The 17,420-nt window shown below is 65.1% G+C and carries 15 protein-coding genes; 8 read left to right on the top strand and 7 right to left on the bottom strand.

Features of this window, described 5'->3' with window-relative positions; genetic code table 11:
- Positions 1-104 precede the first annotated feature (104 nt).
- A complete protein-coding gene (locus QOU61_RS30570) occupies positions 105-596 on the top strand; it encodes a hypothetical protein (protein ID WP_289654917.1) in 492 nt (163 codons plus the stop codon).
- A gap of 896 nt (positions 597-1,492) precedes the next feature.
- Here the strand turns inward: QOU61_RS30570 and QOU61_RS30565 are convergent.
- Both QOU61_RS30565 and QOU61_RS30560 read right to left on the bottom strand, forming a co-directional pair.
- Positions 1,493-3,067 carry a DUF4403 family protein gene (locus QOU61_RS30565; RefSeq protein ID WP_289654916.1) on the bottom strand — a complete coding sequence of 525 codons (1,575 nt, stop codon included), beginning with the start codon at positions 3,065-3,067 and terminating at the stop codon, positions 1,493-1,495.
- 153 nt (positions 3,068-3,220) lie between these two features.
- On the bottom strand, positions 3,221-3,895 hold the full coding sequence (locus QOU61_RS30560) for a L,D-transpeptidase (RefSeq protein WP_289654915.1): 675 nt from the start codon (positions 3,893-3,895) through the stop codon (positions 3,221-3,223).
- Positions 3,896-4,155: 260 nt separating this feature from the next.
- Here QOU61_RS30560 and QOU61_RS30555 point away from each other — a divergent pair, with 260 nt between their 5' ends.
- From QOU61_RS30555 to QOU61_RS30545, 3 genes are all read left to right on the top strand, one after another.
- Positions 4,156-5,211 carry a glycosyltransferase family 4 protein gene (locus QOU61_RS30555; protein ID WP_289654914.1) on the top strand — a complete coding sequence of 352 codons (1,056 nt, stop codon included), beginning with the start codon at positions 4,156-4,158 and terminating at the stop codon, positions 5,209-5,211.
- A gap of 65 nt (positions 5,212-5,276) precedes the next feature.
- Entirely contained in the window at positions 5,277-5,966 is a 690-nt protein-coding gene (locus QOU61_RS30550) for a class I SAM-dependent methyltransferase (protein WP_289654913.1), read from the top strand.
- A gap of 124 nt (positions 5,967-6,090) precedes the next feature.
- The gene (locus QOU61_RS30545; RefSeq protein WP_289654912.1) at positions 6,091-6,723 is read left to right on the top strand and encodes a hypothetical protein; all 633 of its coding nucleotides are present in this window, start codon (positions 6,091-6,093) and stop codon (positions 6,721-6,723) included.
- A gap of 275 nt (positions 6,724-6,998) precedes the next feature.
- Here the strand turns inward: QOU61_RS30545 and QOU61_RS30540 are convergent, their stop codons facing one another.
- Positions 6,999-8,663: an aminotransferase class III-fold pyridoxal phosphate-dependent enzyme gene (locus QOU61_RS30540; RefSeq protein WP_289654911.1), complete on the bottom strand. Its 1,665-nt coding sequence runs from the start codon at positions 8,661-8,663 to the stop codon at positions 6,999-7,001.
- 34 nt (positions 8,664-8,697) lie between these two features.
- On the opposite strand from QOU61_RS30540, the gene asd reads away from it, so the two are divergent.
- Positions 8,698-9,561, top strand: a complete 864-nt coding sequence (asd, locus tag QOU61_RS30535; RefSeq protein WP_289654910.1) for an archaetidylserine decarboxylase — start codon at positions 8,698-8,700, stop codon at positions 9,559-9,561.
- Between the two features lie 103 nt (positions 9,562-9,664).
- A complete protein-coding gene (locus tag QOU61_RS30530) occupies positions 9,665-10,405 on the top strand; it encodes an NUDIX hydrolase (protein WP_289654909.1) in 741 nt (246 codons plus the stop codon).
- A 25-nt stretch (positions 10,406-10,430) separates the two neighbouring features.
- Here the strand turns inward: QOU61_RS30530 and QOU61_RS30525 are convergent, their stop codons facing one another.
- The gene (locus QOU61_RS30525; protein WP_502876839.1) at positions 10,431-11,804 is read right to left on the bottom strand and encodes a FecR family protein; all 1,374 of its coding nucleotides are present in this window, start codon (positions 11,802-11,804) and stop codon (positions 10,431-10,433) included.
- Positions 11,805-11,982: 178 nt separating this feature from the next.
- A complete protein-coding gene (locus tag QOU61_RS30520) occupies positions 11,983-12,702 on the bottom strand; it encodes a DUF2147 domain-containing protein (protein ID WP_289654908.1) in 720 nt (239 codons plus the stop codon).
- A gap of 452 nt (positions 12,703-13,154) precedes the next feature.
- On the opposite strand from QOU61_RS30520, the gene QOU61_RS30515 reads away from it, so the two are divergent.
- Positions 13,155-14,393 (top strand): extensin family protein, encoded by a 1,239-nt coding sequence (locus QOU61_RS30515; RefSeq protein WP_289654907.1) that lies wholly within the window; start codon positions 13,155-13,157, stop codon positions 14,391-14,393.
- A gap of 63 nt (positions 14,394-14,456) precedes the next feature.
- Here the strand turns inward: QOU61_RS30515 and QOU61_RS30510 are convergent, their stop codons facing one another.
- Entirely contained in the window at positions 14,457-14,831 is a 375-nt protein-coding gene (locus QOU61_RS30510; RefSeq protein ID WP_289661875.1) for a response regulator, read from the bottom strand.
- Positions 14,832-15,149: 318 nt separating this feature from the next.
- Positions 15,150-15,764: a class I SAM-dependent methyltransferase gene (locus tag QOU61_RS30505; RefSeq protein WP_289654906.1), complete on the bottom strand. Its 615-nt coding sequence runs from the start codon at positions 15,762-15,764 to the stop codon at positions 15,150-15,152.
- A gap of 1,383 nt (positions 15,765-17,147) precedes the next feature.
- Here QOU61_RS30505 and QOU61_RS30500 point away from each other — a divergent pair.
- The gene (locus tag QOU61_RS30500) at positions 17,148-17,336 is read left to right on the top strand and encodes a hypothetical protein (RefSeq protein ID WP_289654905.1); all 189 of its coding nucleotides are present in this window, start codon (positions 17,148-17,150) and stop codon (positions 17,334-17,336) included.
- The last annotated feature ends 84 nt before the right edge of the window (positions 17,337-17,420 follow it).

Genomic DNA, 17,420 nt, shown 5'->3' with positions numbered 1-17,420 from the left:
GCGCACTCATCCCCTATCGCGTCGGTTTCGCCGGGTATCCCGGCAGAGACCAGGGTCGTCGCCTATGACCGGCCATTGCTTGCGGGCGAGAACACGAGGACGTCATGAAACTAGCGAAGATAACAGATGATAAAATCGGGCTGGTCGTAGCCCTTCCCAATGGACCGCATATCGTCGATATCGCCGAAAGCGTGGGCGTCTTTGCGCCGCACGATCCGCTGTCGAATGGTCTTTTGCACGGCGCGTTCAACGATGGCGGCGACTGGCCGTCGATCGTCAAGCACTGGGCGCATTTGCAGAGGCCGCTCAAGCGGCTTGGTCTCATCGCCGAAACTTGTCCAGGTCACCCAGGCCTCGTCCTGCGATCTCTTGCCGATCGGAATTTGAAAAGCGAGTCCGCCAATCCGATTGTCGCCATCGACATCACTGACATGCAGCCGCTCGAGGAGCGTGACCCGACCGGCCGACGTGCCATGGAACGCCAGTTCGTGACGCCGCCTCAGAATGCGATCGAAGCGGACTCGGCCGCCATGGCAGAGGCGGCTCAAGTCATCGGCTTTGTGCGTCCCAAGAAGGACGAACTATCGAAACGGTGACGTATCGTTTTCGAGCTTGAAAGCAAGGAACGGATCGGCTGGGCCATTCCAAGGCGCTAATTTGAAAGCATAAAACGGAGTGGCAGCGCGACGTTCGCAGTCCAACCTTCCAATATAGGAAAATGGGAGTTTGGCTCATGACGTCTCGAAACGCCTTCGATGCCTTTGTCGTTGCGCGCGGCGAGGGACTGCACCCCAAGCTACGCGAACTGTTTGATCGGGCAGCCGCACGGCCGTTTTCTGAACTAACGGTTCGCGGTGACGGCATGCTTCAGGCGGGCCCTGACCCAACGTCGGACGCGCTGGCCGTTCCGCCAAATGCCACGACGTCTGTGGAAGTGGAGATAGATACTCCTTCAGCTATTCAACTCATTCACGGGAGGTAGGGCACGGAGACCGTGAAGCCGACAGACTTACTTTCTTTCGCCACAACGGCTCTTGCACGCGGCAGCCTCAGCAGTGCATCGGGCGACGCATGCTCCCGACAAGCCGCAATTCGTCGCGCACGCGTAGTTGGCTGAGTTGCAAGTTGCGACGCACTGCGTTGGCACGTCGCCTTGCGCCACTTGACGCCTTTCGAGCAAAGAAGCTGCCTCGCTTGCGGCTGTTCCCGAAAGGAACAACGCCAGCGCTAGCGTTCTCCTCATGAAATGCTCCCCGACACGATGTGGTCGTTAAGCCTCTGTCGCCGCTTTCGCTTTCGCACTCCGAATCTTGCTTCCAAATCGAACTCACGCCCTTGTCGGTCACGCAGGCGTATTGGAGCAGCGGCCGAAGCCCGAGAGATCGCTCGACTGAAGCGTGGGATGCCTGCTTCGCGCCCATCGCGTCATTTCGACGCCGTGCGGCAACTGCGTCGCTTGCCGCGAAATGATGCGAACTTCGGATTCGGGACACTAAGGCCCCGGCAGCGCCGTGACGTAGACGTTGATCGAGCCCTCGGCGAGCGCGACCACGCGCAGCGTCTTGGCGTCATAGGCGATGTCGGCAAGCTGCAGGCTGTCGATATTGGCGTCGACCCGGATGCCGTCATCGTTCTTCTGGAAATCGGCGATCGCCGCCGCGATCTTCTTCTGGGCGTTGCTCGCGAACGGCTTCAGGTCGATGGTCGCCTTGTCCGCCAGCGCCTTCTGCAGATGCGGCACCACCGCGCGCGCCGCCGCGCCCAAAAGGCCGAAGGCGGCCTCCGATTCCACCGCGAGCTGAATGTCGGCGAGCCGCAGCGTCTGCTGTGCCTGGTCGAGCATCGGCCGGCCGACGATGTGGATGGTGGCTTCGGCTCCCAACCCGAAGAAGCTCGTCTTCTCCTTCGCCCTGACGTCGAGCGAGATCAGGAGGCGGTCGCCGGCAGGAGCGATGGTGGCGCGCTTGACGGTGACGTCGACCGAGCCGGAACCGTCTTCCGGAAAGGTTCGCCCGGCCAGCTGGCTCGCCAGGATCTTGTTCAGGTCGGAAAAGGGCAGGTCGATCGGCACGCCAATGCTGACGCCGCCGGGGGTCGGTGGGATGATCGAGATCTTGTCCGGGAACGGGCAGCTCGGCTTGGTCTCGCTCGGCGTGATGCGGGTCTCCGCCTCGATGCCGAGCATCAGCGTCACGGCCTTGGCATCGACGTTGGGCTGCGCCGCGATCGCGCGCACCGGCTTCAGCTCGAGCCACAGCGCCGGCAGCGAGGCGTCGGCGCCGGCGCCCTGCAGCGGGATCGAGCGGCACGCCTTGGTCCATTGCTGGCGCGCGTTGCGCAACAGCGTCTGGTCGGCGCGGATGCGGTCGCCCACCACATTGAGCTGCTCGCCGACGGTCTTGTCGATCAGTGGCTTGACCTGCGCCGGCACGTTGACGCGCGCGCCCGCGACCGTGAGGCTGGTGTCGCCGAGCGTCACCTGTGCGCCCAGGTTCGGCTCCAGGTGCCAGGCGGCGGCAAGCTTCGGCCGCGAGGTGATGACGACCGAGCCGCGGATCTCGGCATTGGCGTTGAGCTGCTTGATGTTGAGGCCGCCGATCTGCTTGGCGACGTTGCCGCCGAGCAGCCCGCCGATCGCGTCGCCCACCGCGCCGGTCGCCTTGGCCGACAGCGTGCCGGTGACGTTGAGCTTTCCGGTCAGCGGCGTGGTCAGCGACAGCACGTCCTGGCCGCCGCTCGCGAGGATCGGGCCGCGCGTGGCGGTCCAGCCGATATCGGCGTCCTGCAGGATCTGGGAGACCGGGTTGTCGGCCTTGCCGGCGAAGTTGCGCGGCGCCGCTCGCTCGGCCTGCTCGCGGATCACCGACAGCGGGATCGCAACCGGCGCAACCACGATCGAGTTGCGGCTTGCCGGCGGCAGCGGCGGCAGGTCGGCGACCGCCGGCGCCGGCGTCCTGGCGCGCGGCGACAGCCAGTCCATGGCTTTCAGGCTGACGAAAAAGGAAATCGCCACGACGACTGCGGCAAGCAGGATGGTCTTCGGCCCGACCTTCAGCGGCAGTCGCATCAATCCCCCGGTACCAGTCCCATTCCCGATTCAAGTCATTGATTTTACAGGGTAGACGGGGAGGACGCCAGTGCGGCGGAGGGATGCAAATATGAACGAAAAGCGGCCCCGGCGGGGGCCGGGGCCGTTCAGCTCGTTCGATCCGCCAGGAAGTTACCGCAGGGTCCTGCCGAGGTCGGCGCGGCGCTCGGTCATCGGCAGCACGATCACCTTGGTGCCGATGTTGACGCGCGAATAGAGATCGATCACGTCGTCGTTGGTCAGGCGCAGGCAGCCCGAGGACACATGCGTGCCGATGGTTTCCGGCGCGTTGGTGCCGTGGATGCGGTAGACGGTGCCGCCGAGATACATGGCGCGGGCACCGAGCGGATTGCCGGGGCCGCCGGCCATGTGGCGCGGCAGATAGGGCTGGCGCGCGATCATTTCGGACGGCGGCGTCCAGTCCGGCCACTCCGCCTTCTTCGTGATGGTCTGCGTGCCCGACCAGGTGAAACCGTCGCGGCCGACGCCGATGCCATAGCGAAGCGCCTGGCCGCCCCCGAGCACGTAGTAAAGATAGGTGTTGGGCGTATCGATGATCACTGTGCCCGGCGCTTCGCGCGTGGCGTAGTTGACGACCTGGCGCTTCAGCCGTGCCGGCAGTTCGAACGGCGCGACCTCGTCTTCGGAAGGTGCGGCCTGCACCGGCGGTGCGGCCTGCACCGGGGGTGTCAGGATGAAGGGAAAAAGCTGCGAGGCAGCGGCTGCGCCCGGAAGCGCAAAAGCGGTGAGGGCGAACGCGCCGAAGACGACGGCGCGGCGAAAGCGGAAGGCTTGCCGGTTGAGCATGGACGGTCCCTGTCTGATCACTACGCCGTGTTCCGGCGTGTCGTTGACGTTTCCCTAGTGCAAGGAAGTTTCGGGACGTTTGCGCGCGAATCGAAAAACGGTTTCGTCGCGGTAACGAACTGTTTCATGACGGTTTCGCGACGACAGCGCCGGCAATCCATCCCAAAAAGAATCTGCAACAGTTTGATGATGTCACACGCCTGAAACACGCATGCCTGATTTTCCCTTCCCGGGAATCATCGAATGCTCTGGTCTTCCTCATGCGGATATTAATCGCGACCGATGCCTGGCACCCGCAGGTCAACGGCGTTGTTCGAACGTTAACCTCGCTGGCAGCGGCGGCTCCTGCGCTCGGCGCCGAGATCGCGTTTCTCACGCCGGACGGCTTTCCCTCGATGCCGGTGCCGACCTATCCGAGCCTGCGCATCGCGCTGCCGAACCGGCGCGAGGTCGAGAAGCGGATCGAGCGGGCCGCGCCCGACGCGATCCACATCGCGACCGAAGGCCCGGTCGGCTGGTGGACGCGCGCCTACTGCCGCCGCCGCAACCTCGCCTTCACCACCTCCTATACCACGCGCTTTCCGGAATATGTCTCGGTGCGAACCGGCATTCCGGGTGCCGTCGGCTACGCCGTGATGCGCCATTTCCACGCGCCGTCCTCCACCGTCATGGTGGCGACGGCCTCGCTGCGGCAGGAGCTTGCCGCGCGCGGCTTCAGGAAGCTCGGCTTCTGGACCCGCGGCGTCGACACCAGGCTGTTCAATCCGCAAGCGCCGGCAACGCTCGATCTGCCGCGGCCGATCTTCATGACCATGGGGCGCGTGGCGATCGAGAAGAACATCGAGGCGTTCCTTGCGCTGGACCTGCCCGGCACCAAGGTCGTGGTCGGCGACGGGCCGCAGAAGGCCGCGCTGGAAGCGAAATATCCCGACGTGAAATTCCTCGGCGAGAAGAAGGGCGCCGACCTCGCAGCCCATCTCGCCGCCGCCGACGTCTTCGTATTCCCGAGCCTCACCGACACCTTCGGCGTGGTGCAGCTCGAGGCGCTCGCCTGCGGCACGCCGGTTGCTGCCTTTCCGGTCACCGGCCCGCTCGACGTCATCGCGGATCATCCGATCGGCGCGCTGGATCAGGATCTGCGCGGCGCGTGTCTGCGCGCCCTCACAATGTCGCGCGAGGCCTGCCGGAATTTCGCGCTGGAGCGCTCCTGGGAGAACAGCGCGCGGCAGTTCATCGGCAATCTCGCGCCCTTGGCGCCGAGCCGCGCGCTGGAGCCGACGCGCCGCCTGGCCGGTCAAGGCGTGATGCAAGGGTAGTTGAAACGGCTGATTGGAACTGACCGCGCTGACTTGGAATCTATCTCAAACGAACGAGAGCAATGATGTCTGAAACGATGAAACTCGACGACGCAAGCCGGTTGGACTTCGACCGCGCGACGGTCGAACAGGCCTATGATCGCTGGGCGCCGGTCTATGATCTGGTGTTCGGCGGTGTGTTCCGCAAAGGCCGTCGCGAGGCGATCCTTGCCACCAACAAGATCGGTGGCCGCGTGCTCGAGGTCGGCGTCGGCACCGGCATCTCGTTGCCGCAATACGCGCCGAACCTTCGCATCTTCGGCACCGACATTTCCGAAGCGATGCTGGACAAGGCCAGGCGCCGCGTCACCGAGCTGCGCCTGAAGAATGTCGAGGGACTCGCGGTGATGGATGCCGAGAAGCTGGAATTCCCCGACAATTCCTTCGACGTCGTGATGGCGCAATATGTCGTCACCGCGGTGCCGAATCCGGAAGCCGCGCTCGACGAGTTCGCCCGCGTGCTGCGGCCCGGCGGCGAGATGATCATCCTGAGCCGGGTCTCCGCCGATGCCGGCATGCGCCGCTTCATCGAGCAGCGGCTGCAGCCGGTGGTGCGTCCGCTCGGCTTCCGCACCGCCGAATTCGCCTGGTCGCGCTTCACCAGCTGGGCCGTCGGCGTGCCCGGCATAGAGCTGGTCGAGCGCCGCCTGGTGCCGCCGCTCGGGCATTTCTCCCTGATCCGCTTCCGCAAGACCGGCAAGGCGGCGGCCGCGTAAAGCGCGGCAGCCTGCGCTTCGCGCCGTGCGTGACGGTTGTGCGACGTCATATGACGTTTTGATGATGTCACATCCGCTACATCGAATCCGGCTAAAAACGAATCAGCCTTTCATGGGGGAGATAATGATCAAGAATTTCCTGGAACAGTTGCGCATCCAGCGCTGGGACGACCATCGCTACTATCACCACAGCCGGATCAACCAGAGCCTGCACTTCGTCAGCGCGGTCAGCTTCATGATCGGCTACGCGATGATGTTCTTCGACCCCGTGAAGGCCGCGCTGATCGGCTGGCTGATCTCAATGACGTCGCGCCAGGCCGGCCATTTCTTCTTCGAGCCGAGAGGCTACGACCACATCAACCAGGCGACCCATGAGCACAAGGAAGAGATCAAGGTCGGCTACAACCTGCAGCGCAAGGTCGTGCTGATGACGATCTGGGTCTTGTCACCGGTCGTGCTGTTCGCCAGTCCGACCCTGTTCGGCCTGGTCGAGCCCTGGACCACGGCGGCTGACTTCGTGCGGCAGACCGCCAAGATCTGGCTCGTGGTCGGCGTCGGTGGACTGCTGTTCCGCACCGTCCATTTGTTCTTCATCCGCGACGTCGAGACGGGTCTTGTCTGGATGACCAAGATCCTCACCGACCCCTTCAACGACTTCAAGCTCTACTGCAAGGCGCCGCTGGCGCTGCTGCGCGGCGAGCTGATCGATCCGGGTCTCGACATCGTCGAGCACGGGCTGGAAGAGCAGCACGCCTGAGTCTTGAAAGCTCTCAAAGCAACCGTCATGCCCGGCCTTGTGCCGGGCATCCACGTTTTAAAGCCAGAATGTCTTCGTTGAACCGGTCTGTCAGTGCACTCGATTCACCTCGCCCCGCTTGCGGGGAGAGGTCGCATCGCGTCAGCGATGCGGGTGAGGGGGACTCTCCGCGAGTCCGGTATGCGGTGAATCCCCCTCACCCCAACCCTCTCCCCGCAAGCGGGGAGAGGGAGAAGAGCTCGACTCTGCCTCTCCAGGGGAGGGTGGGAGCGTGCCTAGCGCCCCAGTCTCCTGCCGACCATCTCGCGCAGGATCCTGCGGCGGATGGCCTTGTTGGTCAGCGCGGCGTCATGCCACCAGAAGCCGTCCTGCTTCATCTTCCCGCAGGCCGCGACGAAGCGGTCACAGACCTCGGCAAAATCCGCATCGGTATAGTTCAGGCTGAAGATCAGCCGTCCGGTGCCGACCCAGCTCAGCGCGAGGCCTTCCGCGCGCAGGTAATATTGCAGCATCCAGTTGTAGCGCGACGGCGTCGTGTACTGCACCGTCCAGATCGACGACAGGTTGGCGACGCGCACCGGCACCTCGGCCGCGGCGAGACGATCGTTGAGGGCCCTGGCGCGTCCGTTCCAGAGCTCGTCGAGGCCGTTATAGACGGCGCGGAAGTTCGGGCTCGCGAGCCGGCTGAGGAACTCGTCCATCGCCGTCATGACGTAAGGGTGGGAGTTGAAAGTGCCGCGCGCAAAGCAGACGTCGGCGGGGCGGTCGTCGCGGAAGCGGCGCATCAGCTCCTTGCGTCCGCAGACCACGCCGACCGGCAGGCCGCCGGCCAGGCTCTTGCCATAGGTCACCATGTCGGCCTTGACGCCGAAATATTCCTGCGCGCCGCCGGCGGCAAGCCGGAAGCCGACGAACACCTCGTCGAAGATCAGGACGATGCCGCGCTCGCTGCAGACCTCGCGCAGCTTCGTCAGCCAGGCGGTGTAGGCCGCGCGGTCGAAGCGGCCGCCGCGCGAGGAATCGACCAGCGCGGAATCGCCAGGCGCGTTGGAATTCGGGTGCAGGCCCTGCAACGGGTTGACCAGCACGCAGGCGATGTCGCGCCGCGTGCGCAGCACATGCAGCGTGCGCTCGGACATGTCGGCCAGTGTATAGGTCTCGTGCGGCGAGACCGGATTGCCGACGCCCGGCTGCACGTCGCCCCACCAGCCGTGATAGCTGCCGGCGAAGCGCACGAGATGCGTGCGGCGGGTGTGATAGCGCGCGAGCCGCACCGCCTGCATGACGGCTTCGGTGCCCGACATGTGGAAGGAGACCTCGTCGAGGCCGGAGATAGCGCGCAGCCGCTCCACGTTGTCGAGGATGACGGGATGATACGGCCCGAGCACGGGGCCGAGCGCATGCGCGCGCATCTCGGCGCTCTCGATGCACTCTTTATAGAAGTCGTTGCCGAAGATGTTGACGCCGTACGAGCCGGTCAGGTCGTAGAACACATTGCCGTCGACGTCGGTGACGGTGACGCCGGCCGACGACTCCATGAACGCGCCGGCCGAGAGGTTCTCGCGCACCAGGCGGCTGAACTGGAACGGCACCCGGTAGCTCTCGGTGAAGTTGAGATCGGAGATCACCTCGGCAGCTTCGGCCGTCATCTGCCGGCCCTTGGGGTAGCGTTCGCTGCAGAGCCGCGCCAGGCGGAAGAAGCCGTCCTGGCGCCTGGTGGCGATGTCGGTCGGCGCGTCGTCGGCGCGGAAGAACTGGCCGATGTCGAAATCGTAGAACGGCACCATCCGCGCCACGAGCTTGGACATCTTGGAATGACCGGTCAGGGAGCGGTGCTTGGCGCGCGAGAGCGCCAGGCGGGCCTTGACCTTCGGGAAGACTGCCGCTGCGCCGGCAACCGCGGCGGTGGACAGGGCGAGAATCGGAAGGGGCGAATCCATGCCAGAAGCGCTAACCAGACCTGCTGACAGATTCATGACAGTGAAGGGGCTGATCGCCGCTTTCACCGGGCAGGAGAACATCAATTTCCTGCTCACCAACCGGATTCCGCGCGCCGCGGTGACCCGTTTCATGGGCTGGTTCAGCAAGGTGGAAAACCCTCTGGCGAGGGATGTCTCGATCGCCTGCTGGCGGCTGTTCTCCGACCTCGATCTGTCGGAAGCGAAGAAAACCGAGTTCAAGAGCCTGCACGACTGCTTCACCCGCGAGCTGAAGCCGGGCTTGCGGCCCTGCGATCCCGATCCTGCCATCGTGGCGAGCCCGTCGGACGCCATCGTCGGCGCGCATGGCGCGATCCGCGACGGCGAGCTGTACCAGATCAAGGGCGCGCCCTATTCGCTGATCGACCTCGTCGGCGATCGCGCCCTGGTCGAGAAGCACAGCAACGGCCGCTTCGTCACGCTGCGGCTGACCTCGAGCATGTATCACCGTTTCCACGCGCCTTATGACGCGCATATCAGCCGGGTCAGCTTCATCCATGGCGACGTCTGGAACGTCAATCCGATCGCGCTGAAGCGGATCGAGCGGCTGTTCTGCAAGAACGAGCGCGCGGTGATCGAGATGCAGCTCGCAAGCGGCGAGGCGCTCACCCTGGTGCCGGTCGCCGCGATTCTCGTCGCCAGCATCCGCCTGCACTTCCTCGACCGCGTGCTCAACGCGCAGAGCAGGGGACCGGCAGTTTTTCCCTGCGACGTGCGCGTCGGCAAGGGCGAGGAGCTCGGCTGGTTCGAGCACGGCTCGACCATCATCGTGCTTGCGCCGGAGGGCTTCGAATTCTGCGATGGCCTCGCCGAGGGCGCGCGGATCCGCGCCGGCCAGCCGCTGCTGCGCAAACCGTAAGCTCGATTTTCGCGCGCAATCCCTAAAGCTCGATTTTTTGCGCGCCAGCCCCTATATCAGCGCCCGGTCGAACGCGATTCGAATTCAGCGGGATTGATTGGCAATGGCGCGGGTGCCGGTTCTGGCGGCGGGAGGCATTGTGCTGCGGCGTGAGAAGACGCCGCGGATCGCGGTGGTGCGCCTGCGCAAGCGCAATGAATGGGTGCTGCCAAAGGGCAAGCTCGACGATGGCGAGACGCCACGGGCGGCTGCGACGCGCGAGGCGAGGGAGGAGACCGGGCACGCGGTCTCGGTGCACGAATTCCTGGGCACGCTGGTCTATGAGACGGCCGGAGGCTCCAAGGTCGTGCACTATTGGCGGATGGAAGCGGATGACGAGCCGGCCTACCCGTTGATGCCCGACGTGCGCGCGGTGGAATGGCTGCCGCTCGCCGAAGCGCTGCAACGGCTGTCGCGCGCCCATGAGCGCGTCTTTCTGGAAAATGTGGGGCCGATCGCGCTGCAGGCGGCGACGCTCGCGGATGGCGGCCGGCGCAGCAAGGCCAAGGCAAGTGAGAAGCCTGTAACGACCGAGCGGCGTCGCCCGCGCCGCGTTGCGCCCGCGCCGGAAGTCAGCGTGCCCGTGGCTGTGCCATCAGCGCCGGAGCTTGCGCCTGACATGGCCGGGACCGTCGTGGCCCCAGCCGAGACCGTTGCGGTCGAAGGGCTGCCCGCCTCGGGCGAAACCGCTGAAGCACCGGTGTTCGCGCCGGTCGTCGCCCCGGCTCCGGTCGAAGCTGAGCTTGAGCCTCCAAGCCGCGGCCTGCTGCAGCGTTTTCGCAACTGGCTGCGCCGCGAGGCGTGACGCTCGCGCCGCAGTCGCAGGGCGTCTAGCGGCGCTCCTTCTTTCCTTTCGGCGGCGGCCGGCGCGGCAGCACGGGACGATTCTGCAGGCCGGGCCGCTGCGCGTTTTGCGGCGGGGCAGGCGGGCGCGGCTGCACGCCGGGCCGCGCGGGCGCGCCAGGTTGTGCGTTCTGGTTCGGCCGCGGCAGCGGAGGCGGTGCCGCTCCGTTTGATGGCGTCGGCTGGTTCGCCCGCGCTCCGTTGCCCGGCTGTGCGGGCGTGCCGGGCTGCTGGCCGGTCCGCTGCGGCGTGCCGCCCTGTGCCGGCGTCGTGCCCTGTTGCGGCGAGCCCGGCCGTTGTTGCTGCTGACCCTGCCGGTTCGGCGTGCCGGGCTGGCCCTTCTGCTGACCGGGCGTGCCGTTCTGCCGCTGCTGGCCGGGCTGCTGCTGACCGGGCTGGCCGGGACGGTTCTGGCCGGGCGCGTTGTTGGGCTGTTGCCCGCCCGGACGCCCGGGCTGGTTGCCGCGATTGAGGCCGGGGTTGGCGCGGCGGAAGGCGCGCTGCTCGGTGACGATCTGCCGCCCGACGCCTTGCGTTGCATGGACCTGGCGCACGAAGCCCTGGTCGCGCTGCGCCTGCTGCGGCGAGATCGCGAGCGGCACCGCGGCAAAGCGCGCCCCGCCTGCACCGGGCCGGATCGCAAAGCCGCTCGCGGCCTGCGTGAGCGAGCCGAGCCGCGCGCCCTGGCGGTCGTTGATGTCGATATGACCGACGCGGCCGTCCTGGTCCGGATAGAGCTTGATGTTGACGTTGTTGGCGCTGCCTGCGGCCGCGTTCTCCGGCACCTCGACGAGCCCGGTGGTGCCGCGGATGCCAAGCGTCGCGGTCGGCGTGTTGATCGACATGTCGCCGGTCTTGGCGACCGCGGCGGCGACGAAGGCGACCGTGCCGCGCGCGATGTCGAATACGCCGGCGTTGTTCTTTCCGCCGTCCTCATAGACGTAATTGTCGATGGTGATCCTGGCGTTGGCCTTCATGTTGAAGGTGGTGGCATCGTTGAAGGTGATGCCGAGCGAGGAGCTCGCCGCGGTCTGCACCGTGTCGTTGAGATAGATGTCGTCCTTGAGCTTCAGCGCGACCGAATCCTTGTTGCGGATCACGGTGGCTACGCCGGTGATGGCGGCGACATTGCCGATCGGCTCGGCGGATGCGTTTTGTGCGGGCGCGGCGGTGTTCGCGTCGGGTGCGGGATTTGCGGCGGGCGCGCCCGGCTGCGGCGTCGGCGGTGATGCGGGCTGGCTTTGCGCAAGCTGCACCGGTGCGACGAGCGTCTCGCTCGCGGGGGCTTCACCCGCAATACCATTCGCCGCGCAAAGCGTGACCAGGGCGAAATAGCCGAGCGAGAGCCGATGCAATGTCACGAAGGATTCCAGGCGGGTGGAAACGGACAGGCAAGGTGATATCAGCCTCGGCCGGCTGAATGCAGGATGAATAGACTATTTGGGTTCGGCGCGGTCGATCAAGCGCAAGCTAGCGCAATCCAACGACAAAGGCCCCGCGGATCGGCCCGCGGGGCCTTCGCTTTTTGTCGCGCAATGATCAGCTCACGCGCTTCCAGGTTTGTCCGCCGCAGAACATGCCGCCGAAGGCGCAGCCCTGGACCTTGAGCAGGTTCGGTCCCTTCATCGCGATCGTGGAGTCGTAGTTGCTGCCGCCATCGGGATCGTGAATACGGCCGACCCACTTGTTCTCCTGCGGGCGCATGTTGATCAGGATCCTCTCGCCGGTCTTCTCGGCATAGCCGCAGAGATTGGCGCCGCAGGATTCGATGCGGACATTGCCCTTGTTCTCCTCGGTCGCCCACACGCCGAGCGGCGTGGTCGGTGCGGGGGCCGGCGCCGGCGCGGCGGCGACGGGTGCGGGCGCCGGGGGCACGGGCGCCATGGCAGGCGCGGGCGGCGGCGCGACGGTGCTCGTGACAGGCGCGGGGATTGGCGCGGGCGAGGCGATTGCCGGGTTCGGTGTCGGCACCGGCGGAGCCGCCGTCACCACGGGGGCCGACGCTTGCGGCACAGGAGCGGGCACCGTCGCGGCTTGCGGCGGCGGGAGGCTCGCATCGTCGTCGTCATCCTTGCTGCTGTTGCCGAACTTGATCCCGTTCAGGTTGATGCCGGAAATCTTCAGGCAGGAGATCGCGTCGCAATGGCGTGGCGCCTCGATCCGGATCTTGTGGCCGTCGATCTCGATGGAAACCGCGTTGCCGGCGTGGGCGGCGGTGCTTGCCATCAGCATCGCGGCGATCAGGGTGAGCTTCCTCATGACGGTCTCCTTGGGCAGCGGGGTTTTCGCGAATTCGACGCGACGTTAAGCCCGCCGGTTCATACCTTCCGTGATACGCATCACATGGCACGTCCGCTGCTGAACCATGACCCACAAACGCAAAACGCCCGGCGGTCGATGCTGCCGCCGGGCGCCTGGCTTAAAACGGGTGAGGCTTCTAGATGACGCCGAGCACGATCGCGCCGACAAAGGCGAACGCGACATAAGCGGTCAAGATGCTCAGCTTGCCGACGAAAGTCATGGGAATGCTCCCTTGGTTTACGTCGCTGCCCACAATCGACCAGATTACCAAAGCGTTCCTTCACGAAAAAGTCAGCGCTGCTGTCTATCCCCGCCGCCGGCTTACGTGGAACCGCCGGCGACGTGGTTAAAGGATCGTGAAATCAACGCATTGAAGAGTCCTTAAATAAATTGGCGCAAATCTTCCACGCATGACGCGTGGAGTTCGTTTGTATCTCGTCGGCTCCGTCGTCCTTGTCTCGTTGGCGGGCTGCGGTCGTGGATTCTTCCAGGCCGAGCGCGAGCCATGGCGGGCCGAGGCCGAGATGGCGTGCCTGAAATCCGGCGCGGTGAAAGAGAGTGCCGACATCGTGCGGATCGATCCGATCTCCGGTCCCGGGGTCTGCGGCGCAGAATATCCGCTCAAGGTCGCGGCACTCGGCGAGAATGCGTCCTCGTTCGGCTTTGCCGATGAGGATCTGCGGCCGCCGGCCGCGATCGGCAATCAGCCGCGCTGGCCGATCCAGAACCAGCGCCTCTCACCGCCGGCCTCGACCTATCAGCAGAACTATCCCGGCGCCGCCGCGCGGCCGCCGAGCTACGGCGCGTCCTCCGGCGCGCCGATCTCGCTCAGCGCGCCCGGTCTCGCGCCGCGCGAAGACGGCATCGACCTGCCGGCGGAGGGCGTGCCGTCGCCGTCCCATCCAGCGCGGCAACCCTATCAAGCGCAGCAGCCTTACCCGCAGCAGCCCTATCCGGCGCAGCCTTATCCGCCGCGCGACCGCTATGCCCCGCCCTATCAGGAACGTCCGGACAGCCTGCCGCCGCCGGCGCTCGGGCCTGCGCGCGGCAACCCCGTGGCATCCGTCGGCCCGGTCGCGGTGAAGCCGGCTGCCACGCTTGCCTGTCCGATCGTCTCGGCGCTCGACCGCTGGTTTGCCGATTCCGTGCAGCCTGCGGCCGCGCGCTGGTTCGGCACGCGCGTGGTCGAGATCAAGCAGATCTCGGCCTATTCCTGCCGCGGCATGAACGGCAACCCGCATGCGCATATTTCCGAGCACGCCTTCGGCAACGCGCTCGACATCGCAGCCTTCACGCTGGCCGACGGCCGCCGCATCTCGGTGAAGGATGGCTGGAAGGGGCTGCCGGAAGAGCAGGGCTTTCTGCGCGACGTGCAGGCCGCGGCCTGCCAGCAGTTCACGACGGTGCTGGCGCCGGGCTCCAACGTCTATCACTACGATCACATCCACGTCGATCTGATGCGCCGCGCCTCGCGCCGCGTCATCTGCGAGCCGTCGGCGGCCTCGGGCGAGGAGATCGCGGCGCGCGCCGGTGCCCGCAACCCCTATGCCTCGCGCGAGCCCTACGCCACGGGATCGCTGGGCAGGCCCGCATCGCGCCCGCGCAAGAACGACAGGGTGAACGAGGAAGACGAGTTCCAGGACGATTGAGGTGATCGATTGAGGCGCGGTGATCACCGCGCACTCGTGCCGCTCAAGCGGCTTCATGACGGCTCAGGCCGGTGGCGGTGGCGGGCCGCCAGCGTTCAGCAATTGCGCGACGGCGGTGACAAGCTGCGCCGGCGCGAACGGCTTCTCCAGGAGAATGCTGTTGGGAACGCCGTGGGAAGACCATTGCGCGGCGGCGGCGCCGGTCATGTACACGACCGGGAGGGCGGGATCGATCTCGCGCGCGGCCTTCGCAACCTCCCAGCCCGTCATTCGCCCCTTCAGGTTGATGTCGGTGACGAGTGCGCGGTATTTGACCGCGCCGCTCCTGAGCAGGGTCACCGCTTCCTCGCCTGACGCGGCGATCGCGGATTCGAAGCCCCCCTCGGCCAACGCGTCCTCAACAACATTCTGCACAGGGTCGTCGTCCTCGACGACCATGACGAGCGGTAGTTCTGTCTGCAATTTCTTCTTGCCCCGATTCACGATGCCGAATCCACAGATGACGCGGCAGGGCGCGTTTGGTTTCACGCTGTGTGCAAATTTGAACACTTTGTCGCAACGCCCGGTCGCGCAAGGGTTCCATCGGCTTCACCGCTGGTGGGCGGATTTTGACGTTCGCTGCCCGTTTGCCGCTTTACCCCCACGTGGACGTCAAATCCAAAGCTCCACTGGCATCAACAGTTTGCCAGTGGTCCTTTGATTCCAACGTTTGCAAACGTGTCTCCCAAAGTGGGTGCGAATGTCAGAATCGGACCACTAGCGCCGCTGGAACCGGCTGAACTGGAACGACTGCGTCGCGCCCCAGGGGGTGTGATGCAGATCGGCACGCGTCTCCAGCAGCGCAAAGCCGCCGCCGAGTTCCGCCTGAAGAGCGTCGCTGTCATAGCGCTGCACCGGCAGGCCGCTACATTTCTCCGGCCCGTCCGGCGCGAAGGTGCCGATGATCACCTGCCCGCCGGGCGCGACCGCGGCGCGCAGGCGATCGAGATAGGCGGCGCGGTCGGCGGGATCGGTGAGGAAGTGGAAGGCGGCGCGATCGTGCCAGACGTCATAGGCGCGCTGCGGCGTCCATTGCGCGGCGTCGGCCACGATCCAGTCGACTGCCGATGCCGCCGGACCGATCCGCTGCTTCGCGGTTTGCAGGGCTGTGGCCGAGAGGTCGAGCACCGCGATTCTGCGGAAGCCCTTCTGAAGCAGCGCATCGACCAGGCGCGATGCGCCGCCGCCGATGTCGATGATGCTCGCGTCCTTCGAGGGGGCAGCCGCCATGATCAGTTCAAGCGACAAGGCGGGGTTTTCCTGAAACCAGCTTACCTCGTCTTCGCGCTTGGTGGTGTAGACGTTCTCCCAATGTGACCGGCGGTCGATCATCGCTTCCTCCCGCGACAGGCGCGCCTCGCGGCGTGCGGATATCGGACGGCTCGGCAGGATACAATCTATGTGAATGAATTACCTATGCAAATGAGCGCGATCGGGGAATCGGCCGTGGCGGGCGCCGTGTTTGCGACTTCCGCGGCTTGAAATCGGGCTGGTGGAGCGGATTTGACGTTCGCTACCCATTTGCCACGCTTCCCTTATGCGAACATCAATAAGCTAGAGCGCCAACCGATGCTGCGCACGCGATTGTCGAATGACGTCGCCTGCCCCATTGGCGACTGTCGGCTGAACAAAAAAATCATGAAACGGTTTGGAACAAAAACATCAAGGGAGAACTTGGAACAAAATATCAAGGGAGGACGACCATGAAACTTGCAACAATAGCATTGGCTTCTGCGTTCGCACTCTCAAGCACGTTCGCACTTGCATACACAAGTCATCATAAGTACAGGTCAGGCGCCAGGACCCACCAAGGTACGGTCGGCATGGCGCGTTCGACGAACAGGACCAACCAAGGTACGGTCGGCATGGGGCGTTACGGCGGCTCCTCGAACAGCAGAGGCGGCTTAGTTGGCGGCGCGGACCCCGGTACTTACAAGCCCTAAGAGTAAGCGCCGCGTTTCTGCGGGGCTTTTTCTTCGACCGAAATAGCGCGGCGCCTTGCGGTCCAGACTGAAAAGAAATTGAATGACGGGGACAACCCGTCTTCGACATAGCTACGCCATACAGAGGGCGCGGGAAGCCGCCAAGAAAGCCATCCGTGAGGCGAACCGCACCTGCGGCTTTATGCATGGTCCCTCCGCATGGAAGGCTGCGGTGGGCGTGGCAACATGCGCGCTCTATAGGCGACGCCGATTCGAGCACCACACGCGCGATCGCGGTCGAAAGAGCAACTTCCGTTGTTGGCACGAAACGGACGAGGCGATGTCCGATTTGAGTCCGGAATGCGCACCAGAGCCGATGTCCGCCGACCCCTCGAATTTATGGGCTCACGCCCTAGTGGTTCGAAAGTTCTCTTCATTTGTGCCGGAGTTCGTCAAGAGAACTTCGGGACCAAAACCGCACCAGAATCATAAATTTGCTAGTGTCCTTCCGGACCCGAAGTTCGCAAAAGAGCGTGGCCCGCCAAATGATACGAACTTCGGATCCGGGACACTCGTGGAGCTTTTGATTCTAACATTCGCAAACGTGCCTCCCTGATGGGAGGCGTGTGTTAGAATCGGACCGCTCGCCTGCAACTTCGGCTTGCTCTCCAATCGGGTTAACGGTTCGCTCACCCAACCTTCGATCTTCATCTTGCCGGCGTACGCCCGCCACAGTTGCCGGCAACAACGCTCGCCGCCCATTGTTGGCTGTCGCGTTAGGGAGGACTGGCATATGGCCGCCTATCGCATCACGCAATTCGGCTCGCGCGTCATTGTCGGCACTGAGGAGGAAGCGGTCCTGGTCTGCACCAGCCTCCGCGTCGCCCGTCAGGCGGTGGCTGACGCCGAGCTTCTCGAGACGCTTCCCGCCAGGCAGGTGTTTTCCCGAGAGACAAAACTGCCGATCGCGGCCGGCGAGTGAGCGACGTCAAACCCGCGGGTTGCTTCCGTCGAGCGCGCGGTTGCCGCGTCTGTGCGTCGTCTTGCGCGAGGCACAAAATACACG

Origin of the sequence: Bradyrhizobium sp. NP1 (genome assembly GCF_030378205.1) — a bacterium.
Classification (GTDB): domain Bacteria; phylum Pseudomonadota; class Alphaproteobacteria; order Rhizobiales; family Xanthobacteraceae; genus Bradyrhizobium.
This window is presented reverse-complemented; position numbering and strand designations above follow the sequence as displayed.